The organism is Streptomyces sp. NPDC027189, assembly GCF_055566975.1.
Genome location: NZ_JBVHRI010000010.1, coordinates 50609 through 66833, shown reverse-complemented (window position 1 = coordinate 66833; position 16225 = coordinate 50609). Strand labels below are relative to the sequence as shown.

The window sequence follows — 16225 nt, the reverse complement described above, 5'->3', positions numbered from 1 at the left end:
CCCCTCGAACACCGGTCCGCAAGCCCGCTAACATGCGCGCCCATGAATGACGACGTGCGCAACATCGTCCTCGGCGTGGCCGCCGCCGGCATCAGTGCCGCGCTCGGCTGGCTCGCCCGTACGTATTTGTGGAGGCGCAAGCTCCGCCGCAAACAGGCGTTCTTCGGGCTGCCGGACAACTCCGAGTCGCTGCTCGTCGTCAACCGCGACGCCGGCAGCACCGACCTCGCAGTGCACCGCCACGACGTGTTCGCACTCCTTGAACTCTCCGCGCTCATCAAGGACTGCGGCGCGCACGCCGAGGTGATCACCCAGGACGCGGCCCGGCAGGGCTTCGGCGAGCGGACGGAGTTCTGCGTCGGCGGCCCGGGGTCGAATCGGCGTATGGCTGCCCATATGGACGCCATGCTGCCCGGGGTGCGCGTGAACACCGACCCCGAACCGGGCCCGGATCGGGCCCGGCAGGGCTTCGGCGAGCGGACGGAGTTCTGCGTCGGCGGCCCGGGGTCGAATCGGCGTATGGCTGCCCATATGGACGCCATGCTGCCCGGGGTGCGCGTGAACACCGACCCCGAACCGGGCCCGGATCGATTGGCGTTCCAGATCGGCAGCGAGCGCTACCGCATGGAGCCCGGCCTGACCGAGTACGTACTGCTGGCACGGCTCACGGCCGGGCAGCCCGGCCTGACCCGGCCCGTCTTCCTCTTCTGCGGCCAGCGCGCGATCACCAACCAGGCGGCGACCCGCTATCTCGCCCGCAATCACGAACGTCTCGCGCGCAAGCACGGCGACAAGTCCTTCGTCCTGCTCCTGAAGGTCGTGAACTCCCAGGCGTACGGGCCCGACGTCGTCGAACTCGTCGCGGACGTCACCCGGGCCGCCCAGACCCCGCTGCCCACACCCGCGCCCCCGCGCAGTTCGCATCGCGCGACTTCATGACGTCCCGTACGAACGCGACCTGAGGAGCAGAGGGCAACTCACTGGAACGAACAGTTCGACTTGCGCACGAAATGAGTACTTCAGCGCGTCACGGCGCACCGATCGGCGTCTCTTCACTCACTAAATGAACACCTCAACAATCGTTACCCGCACGTAACTTACCGACGGGTTACTTCCGGTAAGCGACCGAGGTTACCGTCGGGTCACTTTGCGCTGACACGAGTGAGGAGTGACCCGTGGGACACGGTCGCAACGCCCTGCGTACGTCCGCCGTCGGTGCCGTCTCCGCGACGCTGATCGCCACCGCCGGCCTCGGTATGGCCCCCGCCGCCCAGGCCTCCACCGGCGCGACGAGCCTTCGCTTCGTCGACATCTCCGGAGACGGCGGCACGGTCCTCAAGGCCAACGTCGTCACACCCGCGGGCGCCGACGGCACCCGCGACTACCCGCTCATCGTGCTGCCGACGAGCTGGGGCCTGCCGCAGGCCGAGTACCTCGTACAGGCCCAGAAGCTCGCGAACTCCGGCTATGTGGTGGTCAGTTACAACGTCCGAGGTTTCTGGCAGTCCGGCGGCGAGATAGAAGTGGCAGGCCCCCCGGACGTTGCGGACGCGTCCAAGGTGATCGACTGGGCGCTGGCGAACACCCCCTCCGACGCACAGAAGGTCGGCATGGCCGGGATGTCGTACGGCGCCGGCATCAGCCTGCTCGCCGCCGCGCACGACAAGCGGATCAAGGCGGTTGCCGCCCTCAGCGGCTGGGCCGACCTCATCGACTCGATCTACTCGGGCCGCACCCAGCACGCCCAGGCGGCCGCCCTGCTGGACGGCGCCGGAACGATCACCGGCCACCCCAGCGCCGAACTCCAGCAGATCTTCAAGGACTTCTTCGCCTCCGACCTCTCCAAGGAACAGGAGATCATCGCCTGGGGGAAGAAACGTTCCCCCGAGACCTACATCGATCAGCTCAACGCCAACGGGGCGGCGATCATGCTGGCCAACGGCTGGGGCGACACGATCTTCCCGCCGAACCAATACGTCAAGTTCTACGAGGAGCTGACGGGACCGAAGAGGCTGGAGTACCGGCCCGGCGACCACGCCACCGCCGAGGTGACCGGACTGTTCGGACTCCCCAACGACGTGTGGACGGACACCGGCCGCTGGTTCGACCACTACCTCAAGGGCGAGGACAACGGCATCGATCGCGAGCAGCCGGTCCAGCTCAAGTCCCGTTCCGCGGGCGGCTACGAGGGCTACCCGGACTGGAAGTCCGTCGGCCCGACCACGCAGAAGATCGCCCTGGCCGGCACCAAGACCATCCACACGAACGTCGACTCGGGCGCGGACGGCGGGGTCATCTTCCTCTCCAGCATCCTCGACCAGCTCGCCCAGCTGCCCCCGATGGCGTCGATCCCGCTGCTGCCGCGCTACTGGGCGGCCGTATGGCAGTCGGAGAGGTACCCGAGCGCCCAACAGGTGCGCGGCACCGTCAAGCTGCACACCACGGTCACCGGCACCAAGGAGAGCGGCACCCTCGTCGCCTACCTCTACGACGTGGGCCCGCTCGGCCTCGGCAAGCTGGTCAGCAACGCGCCGTACACCTTCCACGGGCAGACGCCCGGAAAGCCGTTCGGTCTCGACCTGGAGCTGTACTCCACGGCCTACGACGTCCCGGCAGGGCATCGACTCGCCCTGGTCGTCGACACGGTCGACCCGCTCTACATCGAGCACAACCCGTCCGGCGCGCAGCTGACCTTCTCCTCGCCGGAGCACGACCCCTCATTCGTGTCGGTGCCCCTGCGCGAGCAGTGATCTCCGGCTGCCGCCGTCCGGGTCTGGCCCTGTGAGCTGCTGCTTTCCCCCTACGGTCGCGGGGCTGTGGGGGGAGCCCCACCCGGCAGCAGCGTCCCTGGTTCGGCCGGTGCCACTTCCACGGCCTCGGTCTTGGGACTGCGCCGCTCCCACCGGGACACCCACTGGGCGAACCAGGAGAGCAGCATGCACATCCCGATGTAGATCGGTGAGATCACCATCACCACAGGGATGAACGGCAAATCGTAGTCGAGGTTGGAGGCGATCAGTTTCCCGGCGTGGAGGAACTCCTCGTAGGTGATGAGATAACCGAGCGAGGTGTCCTTCAGGGCCACCACGAGTTGGCTGATGATGGCGGGCAGCATGGCACGCACGGCCTGCGGGACGAGGACGTACGTCATGACCTGGGTCTTGCGCATGCCGAGGGCGAACGCGGCCTCCCGCTGGCCGCGTTCGACGGAGTTGACGCCCGAGCGGAAGACCTCGGCGAGCACCGAGCCGTTGTAGAGCGTCAGCCCCGCGACCAGAGCGGGCAGCGGCTGCACCTTCAGCGCCACGAAGATGAAGAAGATCATCACCAGCACGGGCATGGCCCGGAAGAACTCGACGACCAGCGCGGAGATCCAGCGCACCGGACGGTGGTCGGAGAGCCGTCCCGTCGCTAGCACGGTACCCAGCGCCAGCGAGAGCACCGCGGCCATCGCGAAGGCCTTGAGTGTGTTGCCCAGGCCCCGCAGCAGCAGCTCCTGAATGCCCTTGTACTCGAAGGGCATCCACTTCGTGTACGTGAACTGCTCGGTGTCGAAGAGGAGATACAGGATCCAGCCGATCAGGGCGAGGATCAGAACGGTGGACACGACCCCGTACATCCGGTGCCGCTGGCGGGTCTTGGGACCCGGGACGTCGTAGAGGGCGGTGGACTCGACGGTGTTGGCGGTCATCGGGGTACTCCCCAGCGCTTTTCGAGGACGTTGAAGATCGCGCTGATGGTGAGGGTGATGATCAGGTATCCGACGGCGATCCAGAAGAAGGTCCAGACGATGTTGTAGCCGAGTTCGCTGAGTGTCTTGTAGGTGCCGAGCAGTTCGTTGACGCTGAACGCCCCTGCGATCGCCGAGTTCTTGGCGAGCGCGATGAGTGTGGAGCCGACCGGAGGGATCACCGATCGGAAGGCCTGGGGCAGGACGACCACGGACAGTGTCTGGTTGAACGTCATACCAAGGCTGCGGGCGGCCTCGCCCTGCCCCTTGGGCACGGTGTTGATCCCGGAGCGCAGCGCCTCGCAGATGAAGGCCGAGGTGTAGCAGCCGAGCGCCAGGACCGCGAACACCTGGAAGGGCAGCACGAGTCCGAAGCGCGGCAGGCCGAGCAGTACCGCGAAGAACAGCAGGGTGAGCGGGGTGTTGCGCAGCACCGTCACCCACACCGTGCCGAAGGCCCGCAGGGAGCCGACCGGGGCGACCCGGAACGAGGCCATCACGAAGCCGAGCACGAGGGCCAACGCCGAGGCGTATACGGTGAGTTGGACCGTGCCGAGGAATCCTTGGGCGAAGGTGGAGAAGTTCTCTGTCAGTACGTTCATGCGGCCGCTCGTCCCTTCAGCTCGCCGGGTAGCGGTCGATCGGGGGCGGGGTGGGCGCCGGCACGCCGGACAGCCCGAGCGTCGCCTCGTACGCCTGCTTCCAGTCGCCGTTCTTCTCGCGGGCCTCCAATGCGTCGTCGAGCGCGAACCGCAGCGCGCTGTCGCCGCGCGGTACACCGATGCCGTACGGCTCCTCGGAGAACGGCTTGCCGACGACCTTGAGTTCGTCGGGCACCTTCGCCGCGTAGCCGATCAGGATCGCGTCGTCGGTGGTGACGGCGTCGACCTGGTAGGTGAGCAGGTTGTCGACGCACACCGAGTACGTGTCGTACGCGACGAGCGTCGCTTTCGGATAGTCGGTCTTGATGCGCTGGTACGGGGTCGAACCGGCCGCCGAGCAGACGCGTTTGCCGGCGAGGTCCTGGGGGCCGTGGATGTCGTTCTCGTCCTTGCGCACCAGCAGGGACTGGCCCGCCATGTAGTAGGGGCCCGCGAAGCCGACCAGCTTCTTGCGCAGGTCGTTGATGGTGTAGGTGCCGACGTAGTAGTCGACCTGGCCGTTCTGCAGGGCCGTTTCACGGTTGGCGGAGGCGATCGTCTTGAAGCGGATCGTCTTCGGGGCGAAGCCGAGGGAGGCCGACATCATCTTGGCGATTTCGGTGTCGAAGCCGGAGTAGGTGCCGGTGGCCGGGTCCTTCTCCCCCAGGTACGGCTGGTCCTCCTTGGCGCCGACGGTGAGGTAGCCGCGCTTCTTGGCCCGCTTCCAGGTGGGCGACTCCGGGAGCTGAAATCCTTGGTCCACTTGGTAGTTGGGCAGTTTCTCGGCGGCGGGGCCCTTGACGGGCGGGCTGCCCTCCTTGCCGCAGGCGGTGACGGCGGCCGTGGCGATCAGTGCCGTGAACGCCGCGAGGGCACGGCACATACGTGTCGTACGGATCATGCGGTGCGCTCCCCCGCTCAGTGCTTGAGGATCTTGGAGAGGAAGTCCTTGGCGCGGTTGCTGCGCGGGTTGGTGAAGAACTCCTCGGGGGTGCGGTCCTCGACGATGCGGCCGTCGGACATGAAGACGACCCGGTTGGCGGCGGAGCGCGCGAAGCCCATCTCGTGGGTGACGACGACCATGGTCATGCCGTCGCGGGCGAGTTGCTGCATGACCTCAAGGACCTCGTTGATCATCTCGGGGTCGAGCGCCGAGGTCGGCTCGTCGAAGAGCAGCGCCTTGGGGTCCATGGCGAGGGCGCGGGCGATCGCCACGCGCTGTTGCTGTCCGCCGGAGAGTTGCGCCGGGTATTTCGGGGCCTGCGAGGCGAGGCCCACGCGGTCCAGGAGTTCGCGGGAGCGCTTGTCGGCCTCCTCCTTCTTGCGGCCGCGGACCTTGACCTGAGCGAGTGAGACGTTCTGCAGGACCGTCTTGTGGGCGAAGAGGTTGAAGGACTGGAAGACCATCCCGACCTCGGCACGGAGCCTCGCGAGGGCCTTGCCCTCGGCCGGGAGCGGCTGACCGTCGAGCTTGATCGTCCCTGACTCGATGGGCTCCAGACGGTTGATCGCTCTGCACAGTGTCGACTTGCCCGACCCCGACGGGCCGATGATCACGACCACCTCCCCCTTGCCGACGGTGAGGTTGATGTCCTGCAGGACATGCAGCTCCCCGAAGTGCTTGTTCACGTCATGCAGCTCGATCAAAGGATCGACAGCCATGCCCAGCCCTACCCACTCTCAGCTGTGTCGCAGTCGCCGCAAACTATCCAGGCAAGAACGGACTTAATGCACGACACGCACTTTTCGGGCATTAGCCGTATTTACGACGGCTGAATCGCTGTCGAACCCATCGACTATCCCTCGGCGACCTCCGCGTAGAGCTGCGAGAGCTCGGGTACACCGCTGGACGCCCACGCGTGACCGCCCGCGACCACATCGATCTCGCGGCCGGAGGTCAGCCGCACCACGGGCTGGCCGTTGGGCCAGATCTCCCAGGCCGCGCCGGGGACCGTACGCACCATCACCGTGCCGAGGTAGAGGCCGGCGTCATTGCCGAGCCAGGGCAGACTCTCCTCGTCGTCGCGCCAGCGCGGGAGCAGTTGGTCCAGGGCCTCCAACGAGGCCGCCGAGTCGTCGAGTTCGACTCCCGCCTGATGCGCCTGGGAGCGCAGCAGCTCGCACTCGGAGAGCAGTTCGGCGATGCCCTCGGGATCGCTCTCGCCGTCGGAGAACACCGCGACGCCGAAGGCGAGGCCGCGCTTCTTGCGCCAGTTGCCCAGGAAAGGGATGTTCATACACCCAGCGTGTCACCCACTCCGCCGGTCGCACCACAGGCGCGCGGAGTTGCCTGGTCAGCGCGGACCTGACCGGCACGGGCCGGGCCCCCGCAGCGGTTCCCCTGCGCCACCGCCCGCCATCGCCGCCCGCACGGGCCGCCACTGCGGCCCGCACAGCACACCTTGCCAACGGTATTCATCCTCCGTAGAGTTCATCACAACATGAGTTCAACATCCGTTGACTTACATGTTCCGCCATCCCATGACCAGGAGAGGCAGGGCCCGTGCAGAAGATTCCCTTCCAGGTGAACGAGGGCGGGATCGTCGCTCTGCTGCCGAACGGGCATGTCGAGTTCCTCGCCGCGACCGCACGGGAGTTGATCGAGCGTCACAATTCCGGCCGGGCGGTGACCGCCGCCGAGCTGATGCACCACGCGCTCGCCGACCCGCTGGTGACGCTGGACCGGTTCCATCTGCCCGCCCCGGCCATCGCCTTCGTGGAGACCACGAACCTCTGCAACCTGCGCTGCCGGCACTGCTACGCGGACTCCGCGCTCAAGCGGCCGGACGAGATCTCCACGCCCCGTGTCAGGCAACTCCTGGACGACTTCGCGGAGATGGGCGTGCTTCAGGTGTTCCTGACGGGTGGTGAGATCTTCTCGCACCGGGACGCGGTCGAGATCATCCAGCACGCCCGCAGCAAGCCCTTCAGTACGCAGATCTTCACCAACGGTCTGCTGGTCACCGAGGAGAAGCTGGCCCGGATCCCGGCAGGGCAGTCGTTCTTCATCAGCTTCGACACCGCCGATCCCGAGCGCACCGTCCGCGGCAGGATGGACTTCCCCAAGCTCCAGCACGCGTTCGAGATGATGCGCAAGCACGGGCATGTGTTCCGCACCGCCATCTCCGTCCACCGCAACAACATCCAGGACGCCGAGGAGATCTTCGAGTGGTGCGCCGAGCGTGGGTATCCCCGCCCCCAGTGGCTGGAGACGCACCCGGTGGGCCGGGCCCTGCTCCACCCGGACATGCTGCTGCGCCCCGAGGACGTCGACGAGGTCTTCGAGGTCTACCAGCGGTGCATGGACCGGTACTCCACCGAGCCGGACCAGGAGCCGGTCGAGACGCCCGCCGGTCCGGCCCGGCGCGCCGCCGACGAGATCCGCGGGGTCGACACCATCCAGTTCTGCCAGCGCCTGGAGCGCGCGGTGGGCCAGGAGAAGTGCGGCCGCTCGGTCGTCTACGTCAACAGCCGCGGCGATGTGTACCCGTGCAGCAACTGCATGTCGGGGCAGCTCTACAAGGCCGGCAACACCACGGAGAAGTCGTTCGCCCAGATCTGGGAGCACGGCTTCGACGAGTTCCGTGACATCCGCTTCAGCGACCACTCGGTGTGCGGCTCGTGCCCGGTGGCCGCGGAGGACATCTGGTGCCAGTTCCGCTGCCCGCCGCTGGCCAAGAACATCACCGGTGACACCAGGGGCTGCGGCGCCACCGAGTACCTGCAGGAGTTCACGCTGCGCTCCGGCCGCTACTGGCGCGCCCGCAAACAGCACAACGTGCGCCTGACCCTGACGCCCCGTCAGTCAAGCCCGGCCGACCCGACAGCCCCCAACCGACTCCCGCTCCCGACGCAGTGAGCGGGTTCCTGTCCCACGGCGGCGCGACCGCTGCCGCCTCCACCGAAGGGAAGGCAACCATGCCCGAAGAGAAGAAGGTCATCCGCATTCACCTGGAGCCGGGGCAGGAGGGCGTGACCCTGAGCGCCGTCGGAGCCGCCTCGGCCACCGCGCCCGCCGAGACGCTGGTGGAGGCCACCAACATCACGGAGGCCACGGTCATCGAGGTCGAGATCTGACCACACGCCTTTGCCGGCAGGTGACGAAGCGGTGTACCACTTCCCGGCCCGTTGAGGGGCGGGCCGGGAAGGCCCGCCGACGGCAAAGGCTCGCTCGGCATCCGTTCTTCCCGATTCAGGAGACGAGGTCGCGATGAGCAAGACGGCTGCTTCGGCCGGCATCACAGCACTGCGCCCCGGCACGGGCACCGCGCCGCGCCCCGGTACGGGACTCGCGCGGCTGCTCAGGGAGAACCCCGCGCTGCGGATCGGCCAGGACGAGTACAACATCAACGTGACGGCCAACTACGGTGACCAGCTGTCGATTTCGGACACCGCCGAGGCGCTGCGGACCCATCCGGGAGCCGGCCGGCCCGCCCATCTCTACTTCCATGTGCCACTGTGCGCGTACATCTGTCACTTCTGCAACTACGTCAAGCGCAAGGTCGCGGACGGTCCCGAGGGCGAGGCGGCGCCGCGGATCTGGACGGATCTGCTGCTGGACGAGTCCGGCCGGCGCCTCGCCCACGCCCCCTGGCTCGCGCACGCCCCCATCGAATCCGTCTATCTGGGCGGCGGCACCGCCTCGCTGCTCGGCACGGAGCAACTGCGGCACCTGCTCGACCACATACGCGCCCACTACACCGTCGCCGACGACTGCGAGATGTCCCTCGAGGGCAACCCCGACAACTTCCAGCGGGATGAGCTCGCCGAGGCCTGCGCCATCGGCTTCAACCGCTTCAGCGTCGGTGTGCAGTCCTTGCAGAGCGAGGTCAACGCGTTCGCGGGGCGCGGCCACGACGCGGCCATGTCACTGCGGGCCATCGGCAAACTGCGGGCCACCGGGAAACCGTTCAACGTCGACATGATGTTCGGGCTGCCGCACCAGACGCCCGGCAAGGTCGCCGACGACATCCGGCGCCTGATCGACCTCGACGTCCCCACCATCACCATCTACCGGCTGCGCAACGCCGACCGGGCCAAGATGGGCATCGGCAACCGGGCGCTGTGGAACGTCGAGAGCGTCAAGACCCGGCTGCGCGAGGAGCACCTGTTCCCCTCGCTCGGCGAGACCTACGCGATGCGCGAGGCCATCGTGGAGCTGCTGCTCGACGGCGGCTACCACCCGAGCCCGTGCGGCTGGTGGAACCGGCCCGGCGTCTACCCCGACGGCAACATCCCCCGGGTTTCCCGGAACAAGTGGCAGCGGCACGACTCGATGATCGCGTACGGCCCCGGCGCGTACGGCTGGCTGACCGGCGACGGGGACACCGTGGTGCAGACCCACAACATCGCCGACATCTCCGGGTACGCACGCCGCCTCAAGGACGGCCCGGGGCTGCCGCTCGCCTCAGGACGGCGACTCGCGGGCTACCAGGCGATCGGGATGGTGCTCGGCTTCGCGTTCAAGGCGAACCAGCCCATCGACGCGGGCCGCTTCCGGCGGCGGTTCGGCGTCGAGCTCTTCCGTGACGAGCCGTTCGCGGGGGTCTTCGCAGACCTCATGGACCGCGGTCTCGTCGAGCCGGTGCCCGGCACCCCGGACAGCGTCGCCCCCACCCTGGACGGCGAGGCGCTCCACGAGGAGATCATCAGCGTCTACTTCCACCAGCGCATCGGCGGCTTCGCCGAGGCCGTCTGCCACAGGTGATCCGATGAACGTGCATCAGCGCACCCAGTGGCACAAGGACCCGGACGGGGCGCGGTACCGCATGCGCCGGTCCTTCCCGGCAGAGCCGGCGAACGCCACCGTGCTGCTCGCCGCGTCCGGCACCGTCTCCATCCTGGACGGGCAGGGCCGCGACGACCGCCTCCTCGACCACCTGACCGGGCGGCTGGTCGCCGGGGGCGCCCAAGTGCTCACGTGTGACATGCCCGGCCACGATCCGAACTCGCCGTCCACGGCGGACGATCAAGGCGTACGGGCCGCACGGCTCTCCCAACTCCTGGACGCACACGCGCACGTGCTGGTCCAACCACTCGCCCTGCTGGGGTTCTCGCTGGGCGGGCAGGCCCTGCTGCGTCTGCTGCGCTCCGGTGAGCCCCGACAGGCGGAACGGGTGGTGCTGGTCGGCACCGTGGTCGAGGAGGACGTCTTCATCAACTCCCTGGTCGCCTCCATCGATCTGGTCTACGGCAGCCTCGATCTCGTCGGATACGTGACCGACTCGGACGACGAGAAGCTGCCGCCCGCCGTGTTCGCCCCGGACATGTACGGCCAGTGGTCGGCGAGCCGGCTGGTCGGCCGGCGCTCCTTCGAGGTCCGCGTGCATCTGCTCGAAGGGCTCGGGCACACCCTCCACCCGTGCGGTCCGGGCCCCTCCAGGGACCCGATCCCCGCGCTCACATCCCTGATGAGCACCGCTCAATGACGGTTCGTCGGCAGATCCAGTAGAGGAAGAAGGCGGCGCAGGACATGCTCTCCAGCCAGCGATTCGACAAGATCGCCGAAAACTTCGCGACCAGTGAGGTGCACCGGTCCAGCCCCACGATGGAGGCGCTGCACGAGACGCTCGGTCCGCAGACGGGCAGCGAGATCTGCGATGTCGCCTGCGGCGCCGGCCACTTGGCGCTGTCGTTCGCCGACGAACTCCCGGCCCGTCTGGTCGCCGTGGATCCCGCGCCCAACATGCTGGCGTCCGTCCACAAGCTCGCCGCCGAACGTGGCCTCACCGTCGACACGGCGGAGGCGTACGCCGAAGAACTCCCCTTCCCCGACGCCTCCTTCGACCTCGTGGTGTCCCGTCTGGCTCCGCACCACTTCCGCGACATGCCGACGGCGGTGGGCGAGATGGCCCGGCTGCTGCGCCCCGGCGGACGGCTCGCCGTCATCGACCTGGAGGGGCACGAGGACCCCGACATCGACGCGCTGAACCACGAGTTGGAGATGCTGCACGATCCGACGCACCAGCGCAGCTACACCCTCACGGAGTGGATCGGCTTCCTGCAGCGCGCCGGGCTCAACGTACCGGTGGCCCGGGGCTCGCAGTCCGAGAGCCGTACCGGGGTGCCCATCAGGCGCTGGTGCGAGATCGCCTCGTCCGGCGCCGAGGCGGAGCGGGCGATCCGGGCCCGGCTCGCCGAGGCGCCGGCGCCGCATCGGGAGGCGCTCGGGATCCGCCAGGACTGCGACGAGTTCTACATCCCGGTGCGCACCTGCATGGTGATCGGCGTCAAGCCGCTCGGCGGGGTGCGCTGACATGCCGGTGATCAGGCTCTTCTCGCCCGCCCCAAGCCCCGGAGCGGCCGCACTCGGGGAGTTGGCCGATTCCGTGACCGCGCTGCTCGGGATTCCGCGCGGCCACTGCTGGCTCTGGTGGCAGCGACTCGCACCCGACGGCTTCCACCGGCCCGAGTGGCGCGCGGGCGAGGCCGCGCCGGCTCCGGTCGGCTTCGTCGTCTGCAAGGAGAGCTACAGCAAGTCCCAGGTGCGTCAGCTGCTGCGGCTGCTCCAGGACCGCCTCGGTGATCTTCTCGAGGTACCCCGCGAGGAGGTCTATCTGACGGTGCAGCGCGCCGTCGCGGGTGAGTTGCTCGTACGGGATCAGGTGTGGTCTCTGGACGGGGATGCCGCCGGGACGGCCCTGGCCGGCGCAGACGGAGGGACTGACATGACCGGTGACGCGATCACGGATCTGGTGCCGATCGCCCATGTGCACAACGAACGGCGTGCGCTCATCGACGACAACTGGGGCGAGGTGGCCTCCGTCATCCGGCTGGACGCCGAGCGGTTCACCACGGACGCGCTGCTCTCCCTCGACTCCTTCTCCCACCTCGAAGTCGTCTTCCATTTCCACCGGGTGCCACTGGACAAGGTGCAGGAAGGCGCCCGCCATCCGCGCAACAACCCGGAGTGGCCGCTCGCCGGCATCTTCGCCCAGCGCGGCAAGAACCGCCCGAACCGCATCGGGGTCTCCCGCTGCCGCCTGGTCAAGACCGACGGCCTCGATCTGCATGTCGTCGGGCTGGACGCCGTCGACGGCACCCCCGTGCTCGACATCAAGCCGTATCTGCGGCAGTTCGGACCGCGTGAGGAGGTCGTCCAGCCGGGGTGGGTGGACGACCTGATGCGCAACTACTACTGAACTCCTACCGAGTGAGGGCGACATGACACAGGCAGCGGAACGGGCGCGGCGCGGGCCGCCGTCCGGTGCGGCGGCCGCTCTGCTCGTCGCGGTGTTCATCGACGCCCTCGGCAGCGGGCTGTACATGTCCGTGTCGGTCATCTTCTTCACCCGGTATCTGCGTCTCAGCGGCGGCGAAGTGGGCATCGGGCTCTCCGTCGCGGGTGCGGTGTCCTTCTTGTCCCTGGTGCCGATCGGGGTCCTGGCGGACCGGGTCGGCCCGCGGCGCATGCTGATCGGCGCCCATCTGGTCCGTGCCGCGCTGCTCACCTGCTACCCGTTCGTGTCGGGCTTCGCGCCGTTCCTGCTCGTGGTCTCCTTGCTCGCGGTGGCCGACCGCGCGGCCTCTCCCCTGGTGCAGGGACTGTTCGGTACGGCGGTCGGCAAGGAGCAGCGGGTCCGGGCCATGGGGCGCGCGCGGTCGCTGCAGAACCTCGGGCTCGCGCTGGGCGGCCTCGTGGCCGGTGCGGCGCTGGTCCCGGACAGCGACAGCGTGTACGTGGGCATCGTGTACGCCAACTCGCTCTCGTTCCTGCTGGCCGCGGCTCTGGTGGCGCGGCTGCGGACGGCGGCCGACACCACGCCGGGCGGCGGGCGGCCGCTGCCGTGGAAGCAGCGGATCAGTGTCTTCCGGGACCGGCGCTTCGCCCTGCTCACAGCACTGAACTCGGTGGTGAGCCTGCATGTCACCGTCCTGACGGCCGGTGTCCCGCTGTGGGTGCTGGCCCATGACCGGATGCCGCGGGCGGCCATCGCCTGGACTCTGGTGCTGAACACGGTCGTCGTGGTGCTCTGCCAGGTGCGGGCCACCCGCGGTATCGAGACCGCCGAGGACGGTGGGCGCGCGCTGCGGCGCAGTGGTCTGCTGCTCGCCGTGTGCTGCTGCGGGCTCGCGGTCACCGGGGCGGTGCCCCCGGGCGCCGCCGTGGCGTTGCTGCTGGGCGCCGTCGCGTTCCAGGCGTTCGCCGAGATGTACCAGCAGGCCGGGGCCTGGGCGATCTCGTACGACCTGGCGCCGGAGGACCGGCGGCAGGTGTATCTGGCCTTCTTCAGCCTGGGGAACGCGGCGCGCAATACGTATGGGCCGCTGGTCATCGCCTTCCTCGTGGTGCAACGGGGCGCGGTGGGCTGGCTGTTGCTCGGCGCACTGGTGCTGGGTGCCGGCACGTGGGCGGCCCGGTTCAGTCGGTCGCTCGCCGCGCCCGCTCCCCTGTCGTCGTCACCCGTGCCCCACGTCCAAGGAGGAATCCGTGGCCATCGCTCCTGAACAGTCCGTCATCGTCGTCGGGGCCGGGCCCACCGGTCTCGCCCTGGCCTGTGAGCTGGCCGCCGCGGGCGTGTCCTGCACGGTCCTCGAACGCCGTCTCGCGCCGTCGACCCGGTCCCGGGCCATGGGCCTGTACAGCAGGACCATGGAGGTGCTCGATCTGCGCGGTCACGCCGACGGGCTGGTGGCCCTCGGCCGGCCGGTCAGCCGGATGGTGCCCGCGCGCGGGGCCCGCGTCGACTTCGCCGAGCTCGACACCCGGTTCCCCTGTCTCAACGTCATCCCGCAGAGCCGTACCGAGGAGGTGCTGCAGCAGCGGGCTCTCGCCCTCGGGGTCACCATCGAGCGGGACGCCGAGGTGTTCGGGCTCGCACAGGACGGCTCGGGCGTCACGCTCCAGGTGCGGACGGGCAGCGGGGAGTGGGAGGAGAGCACCGACTTCGTCGTCGGCTGCGACGGCGCCCACAGTGTCGTACGGGAACTCGCCGGGATCGCGTTCCGCGGTCGTACGTACGGGATCGCGCCGATCCTCGCCGATGTGCGGCTGCGCAAGCCGCCGCCGGACGATGTGCTGATCCTCTCCGGCGGGGGCGGGGTCATGGTTTCGGTGCCGTACGGCGACGGGCTGTACCGGATCGCGGTGGCGCGGCGGGACCGGCCGTGGACGCGGGAGCCCGTGACGCTGGAGGAGCTGAGCGAGGTGCTCACGCGGGCGCTGGGGTTCGATCCCGGGCCGCACGAACCCGAGTGGCTGGCCCGGTTCAAGATCCATCAGCGGATCGCGGACCAGTACCGGCTCGGGCGGGTGCTGCTGGCCGGAGACGCGGCGCATCTGCACTCGCCGCTCGGCGGGCAGGGGCTCAACCTCGGCATCCAGGACGCCGTGAATCTCGGGTGGAAACTCGCCGCGGAGGTGCAGGGGTGGGCGCCGGTCGGGCTGCTCGACTCGTACGAGGCGGAGCGGCGGCCGCAGGCGGAGCGGATTCTGCGGGCCACCGACCGGGCGACGCGGGTGGCCACCACCGCGTCGTCGGCGGTGACCGCGGTGCGTCGCATCGCCATGGCGAAGGCCCTCTCGTACCGGCGGGTTCGGAAAGTCGCCGGGGAGGCGATCTCGGGGCTGCGGAACGGGTACGCGGCGGGGCGTGGGGCGCGAGTGCCTGGGGGTGGCTTGCGCGGTCTTTCGGTGCGGGCGGGGCAGCGGGTGCCGGATCTTGCGGTGCCTCGGGTCGGGGCGGCGCCGGTGCGGCTGTACTCGCTCATGCGGGACGGGCGGTTCGTGCTGCTCGATCTCGGGGAGGACGGGGCTTGCGCGGCGGTCACCGAGGCCTGGGGGTCGCGGGTGAGTCCGGTGCGGGTCTCCTCTCCGGTGCCTGAACTCCCTGGCGTGGGTGCGTTGTTGGTACGGCCCGATGGTTATGCGGCCTGGGTCGATGGTGACCAGGACCCGGGCGGGCGGCAGGAGCGGGTGCAGCTGGCGCTGCATCAGTGGTGCGGGGTGGAGGGGCCGGCTCCGCAGCGGGTCGCCGCGGTGGCGGGCGGTGAGGTGGGCGTGGTGCCGGGGACGGCCGCGGCTGCCCCGCAGGAGCCCGCTTCTATTGAACAGGCCTAATTCGCCGGCCGGTCGGTGGTGGGTCGAGGCCGAGCCGGTACATCCGCCCGTCGCCGGCGGATCAGACGTTGCCTCATGGGGAGCCGTTTCCAGATCCGAGCGTAAGCGACGGGCATTCGATGTACCGGCACGGCTCCTCCCGTGCGTTCGCGGGTGCGGGTGCGGGTGGTGGGGCGTGACTGACGAGGAGGGGCGTTGTGGAGCAGCGCGTGACGTCTCGGTCATTGCGTACGCGTGAGGCGATTCTGTATGCCGCGCGAGTGCATTTCGCCGCTGACGGGTATCAGCGGGCGACCATACGGGCCATAGCCTCGACCGCGGCCATAGATCCCTCGATGGTCATGCGGTACTTCGGGAACAAGGAGCGACTGTTCGAGGCCGCGCTCGATGTCGATCTGGGGCTGCCCGATCTGACGGGGACGCCGGTGGAGCGGCTGCCGCACGCTCTCATTGCGCACTTCCTCGCGCCGTGGGAGCAGGATGCGGCCGAGGGGTCCCTGCGGCTGCTGCTTCGGTCGGCCGCGACCAATGAGCGGGCCGCGGAGCGGCTGCGCGGTGTGCTGCACGAGCAGCTGACGAGCAGTCTGAAGGGGGCGCTGGGCGCCGAACGCGCGGCTGCGGGGAGCGGGTTGGTCGCCGCCCAGTTGTTGGGAGTGGCGTTCGCCCGGTATCTGCTGCGGCTGCAGCCGATTGCCGAGTTGTCCGTGCAGGCCTTGGCCGATCTCGTCGCCCCTTCGATGAGGGCTGCGCTGGCCAACCTCTGATACGCCCTTGTACGACATGACGGCGCCCGTT

Annotated in this window: 16 protein-coding genes; 11 read left to right on the top strand and 5 right to left on the bottom strand. The window is 69.0% G+C overall.

What is annotated here, in order from left to right:
- Positions 1-42 precede the first annotated feature (42 nt).
- Complete coding sequence (locus ACZ4RZ_RS24265; RefSeq protein ID WP_467747483.1) at positions 43-939, top strand: hypothetical protein; 897 nt, start codon at positions 43-45, stop codon at positions 937-939.
- A 236-nt stretch (positions 940-1175) separates the two neighbouring features.
- Positions 1176-2750 carry an alpha/beta fold hydrolase gene (locus tag ACZ4RZ_RS24260; RefSeq protein WP_467747481.1) on the top strand — a complete coding sequence of 525 codons (1575 nt, stop codon included), beginning with the start codon at positions 1176-1178 and terminating at the stop codon, positions 2748-2750.
- Positions 2751-2800: 50 nt separating this feature from the next.
- Here ACZ4RZ_RS24260 and ACZ4RZ_RS24255 read toward each other — a convergent pair whose 3' ends face one another.
- The 5 genes from ACZ4RZ_RS24255 to ACZ4RZ_RS24235 all read right to left on the bottom strand — a co-directional run bounded on the left by ACZ4RZ_RS24255 (position 2801) and on the right by ACZ4RZ_RS24235 (position 6608).
- Positions 2801-3691: an amino acid ABC transporter permease gene (locus ACZ4RZ_RS24255; RefSeq protein ID WP_467747479.1), complete on the bottom strand. Its 891-nt coding sequence runs from the start codon at positions 3689-3691 to the stop codon at positions 2801-2803.
- Positions 3688-4332 carry an amino acid ABC transporter permease gene (locus ACZ4RZ_RS24250; RefSeq protein ID WP_467747477.1) on the bottom strand — a complete coding sequence of 215 codons (645 nt, stop codon included), beginning with the start codon at positions 4330-4332 and terminating at the stop codon, positions 3688-3690. The genes ACZ4RZ_RS24255 and ACZ4RZ_RS24250 overlap by 4 nt, the downstream gene beginning before the upstream one ends.
- A 16-nt stretch (positions 4333-4348) precedes the next feature.
- Positions 4349-5254: a glutamate ABC transporter substrate-binding protein gene (locus tag ACZ4RZ_RS24245; protein ID WP_467747808.1), complete on the bottom strand. Its 906-nt coding sequence runs from the start codon at positions 5252-5254 to the stop codon at positions 4349-4351.
- A gap of 35 nt (positions 5255-5289) precedes the next feature.
- Positions 5290-6033 carry an amino acid ABC transporter ATP-binding protein gene (locus ACZ4RZ_RS24240; protein ID WP_467747475.1) on the bottom strand — a complete coding sequence of 248 codons (744 nt, stop codon included), beginning with the start codon at positions 6031-6033 and terminating at the stop codon, positions 5290-5292.
- Between the two features lie 134 nt (positions 6034-6167).
- Entirely contained in the window at positions 6168-6608 is a 441-nt protein-coding gene (locus ACZ4RZ_RS24235) for a DUF6278 family protein (RefSeq protein WP_467747473.1), read from the bottom strand.
- Positions 6609-6874: 266 nt separating this feature from the next.
- Here ACZ4RZ_RS24235 and ACZ4RZ_RS24230 point away from each other — a divergent pair, with 266 nt between their 5' ends.
- The 9 genes from ACZ4RZ_RS24230 (at position 6875) to ACZ4RZ_RS24190 (ending at position 16194) form a co-directional block, all read left to right on the top strand.
- Complete coding sequence (locus ACZ4RZ_RS24230; protein WP_467747471.1) at positions 6875-8230, top strand: radical SAM protein; 1356 nt, start codon at positions 6875-6877, stop codon at positions 8228-8230.
- 59 nt (positions 8231-8289) lie between these two features.
- Complete coding sequence (locus ACZ4RZ_RS24225) at positions 8290-8448, top strand: hypothetical protein (protein WP_189192006.1); 159 nt, start codon at positions 8290-8292, stop codon at positions 8446-8448.
- A gap of 133 nt (positions 8449-8581) precedes the next feature.
- On the top strand, positions 8582-10078 hold the full coding sequence (locus ACZ4RZ_RS24220; protein WP_467747470.1) for a coproporphyrinogen-III oxidase family protein: 1497 nt from the start codon (positions 8582-8584) through the stop codon (positions 10076-10078).
- Between the two features lie 4 nt (positions 10079-10082).
- Positions 10083-10799, top strand: a complete 717-nt coding sequence (locus tag ACZ4RZ_RS24215; protein WP_467747468.1) for an alpha/beta hydrolase — start codon at positions 10083-10085, stop codon at positions 10797-10799.
- Between the two features lie 44 nt (positions 10800-10843).
- Entirely contained in the window at positions 10844-11626 is a 783-nt protein-coding gene (locus tag ACZ4RZ_RS24210) for a class I SAM-dependent methyltransferase (RefSeq protein WP_467747466.1), read from the top strand.
- Position 11627: 1 nt separating this feature from the next.
- Positions 11628-12512, top strand: coding sequence for an SAM-dependent methyltransferase (locus ACZ4RZ_RS24205; RefSeq protein WP_467747465.1), 885 nt, complete (start codon positions 11628-11630; stop codon positions 12510-12512).
- 22 nt (positions 12513-12534) lie between these two features.
- Complete coding sequence (locus ACZ4RZ_RS24200; RefSeq protein WP_467747463.1) at positions 12535-13818, top strand: MFS transporter; 1284 nt, start codon at positions 12535-12537, stop codon at positions 13816-13818.
- On the top strand, positions 13802-15430 hold the full coding sequence (locus ACZ4RZ_RS24195) for an FAD-dependent oxidoreductase (protein WP_467747461.1): 1629 nt from the start codon (positions 13802-13804) through the stop codon (positions 15428-15430). The genes ACZ4RZ_RS24200 and ACZ4RZ_RS24195 overlap by 17 nt, the downstream gene beginning before the upstream one ends.
- Positions 15431-15627: 197 nt before the next feature.
- Positions 15628-16194, top strand: coding sequence for a TetR/AcrR family transcriptional regulator (locus ACZ4RZ_RS24190; RefSeq protein WP_467747459.1), 567 nt, complete (start codon positions 15628-15630; stop codon positions 16192-16194).
- The last annotated feature ends 31 nt before the right edge of the window (positions 16195-16225 follow it).

Coding starts and splice junctions, on each gene's coding strand:
- ACZ4RZ_RS24265 (WP_467747483.1), top strand. CDS start 43: ATGAATGACGACGTGCGCAACATCGTCCTCGGCGTGGCCGCCGCCGGC.
- ACZ4RZ_RS24255 (WP_467747479.1), bottom strand. CDS start 3,691: ATGACCGCCAACACCGTCGAGTCCACCGCCCTCTACGACGTCCCGGGT.
- ACZ4RZ_RS24250 (WP_467747477.1), bottom strand. CDS start 4,332: ATGAACGTACTGACAGAGAACTTCTCCACCTTCGCCCAAGGATTCCTC.
- ACZ4RZ_RS24245 (WP_467747808.1), bottom strand. CDS start 5,254: ATGTGCCGTGCCCTCGCGGCGTTCACGGCACTGATCGCCACGGCCGCC.
- ACZ4RZ_RS24240 (WP_467747475.1), bottom strand. CDS start 6,033: ATGGCTGTCGATCCTTTGATCGAGCTGCATGACGTGAACAAGCACTTC.
- ACZ4RZ_RS24235 (WP_467747473.1), bottom strand. CDS start 6,608: ATGAACATCCCTTTCCTGGGCAACTGGCGCAAGAAGCGCGGCCTCGCC.
- ACZ4RZ_RS24225 (WP_189192006.1), top strand. CDS start 8,290: ATGCCCGAAGAGAAGAAGGTCATCCGCATTCACCTGGAGCCGGGGCAG.
- ACZ4RZ_RS24220 (WP_467747470.1), top strand. CDS start 8,582: ATGAGCAAGACGGCTGCTTCGGCCGGCATCACAGCACTGCGCCCCGGC.
- ACZ4RZ_RS24215 (WP_467747468.1), top strand. CDS start 10,083: ATGAACGTGCATCAGCGCACCCAGTGGCACAAGGACCCGGACGGGGCG.
- ACZ4RZ_RS24210 (WP_467747466.1), top strand. CDS start 10,844: ATGCTCTCCAGCCAGCGATTCGACAAGATCGCCGAAAACTTCGCGACC.
- ACZ4RZ_RS24205 (WP_467747465.1), top strand. CDS start 11,628: ATGCCGGTGATCAGGCTCTTCTCGCCCGCCCCAAGCCCCGGAGCGGCC.
- ACZ4RZ_RS24200 (WP_467747463.1), top strand. CDS start 12,535: ATGACACAGGCAGCGGAACGGGCGCGGCGCGGGCCGCCGTCCGGTGCG.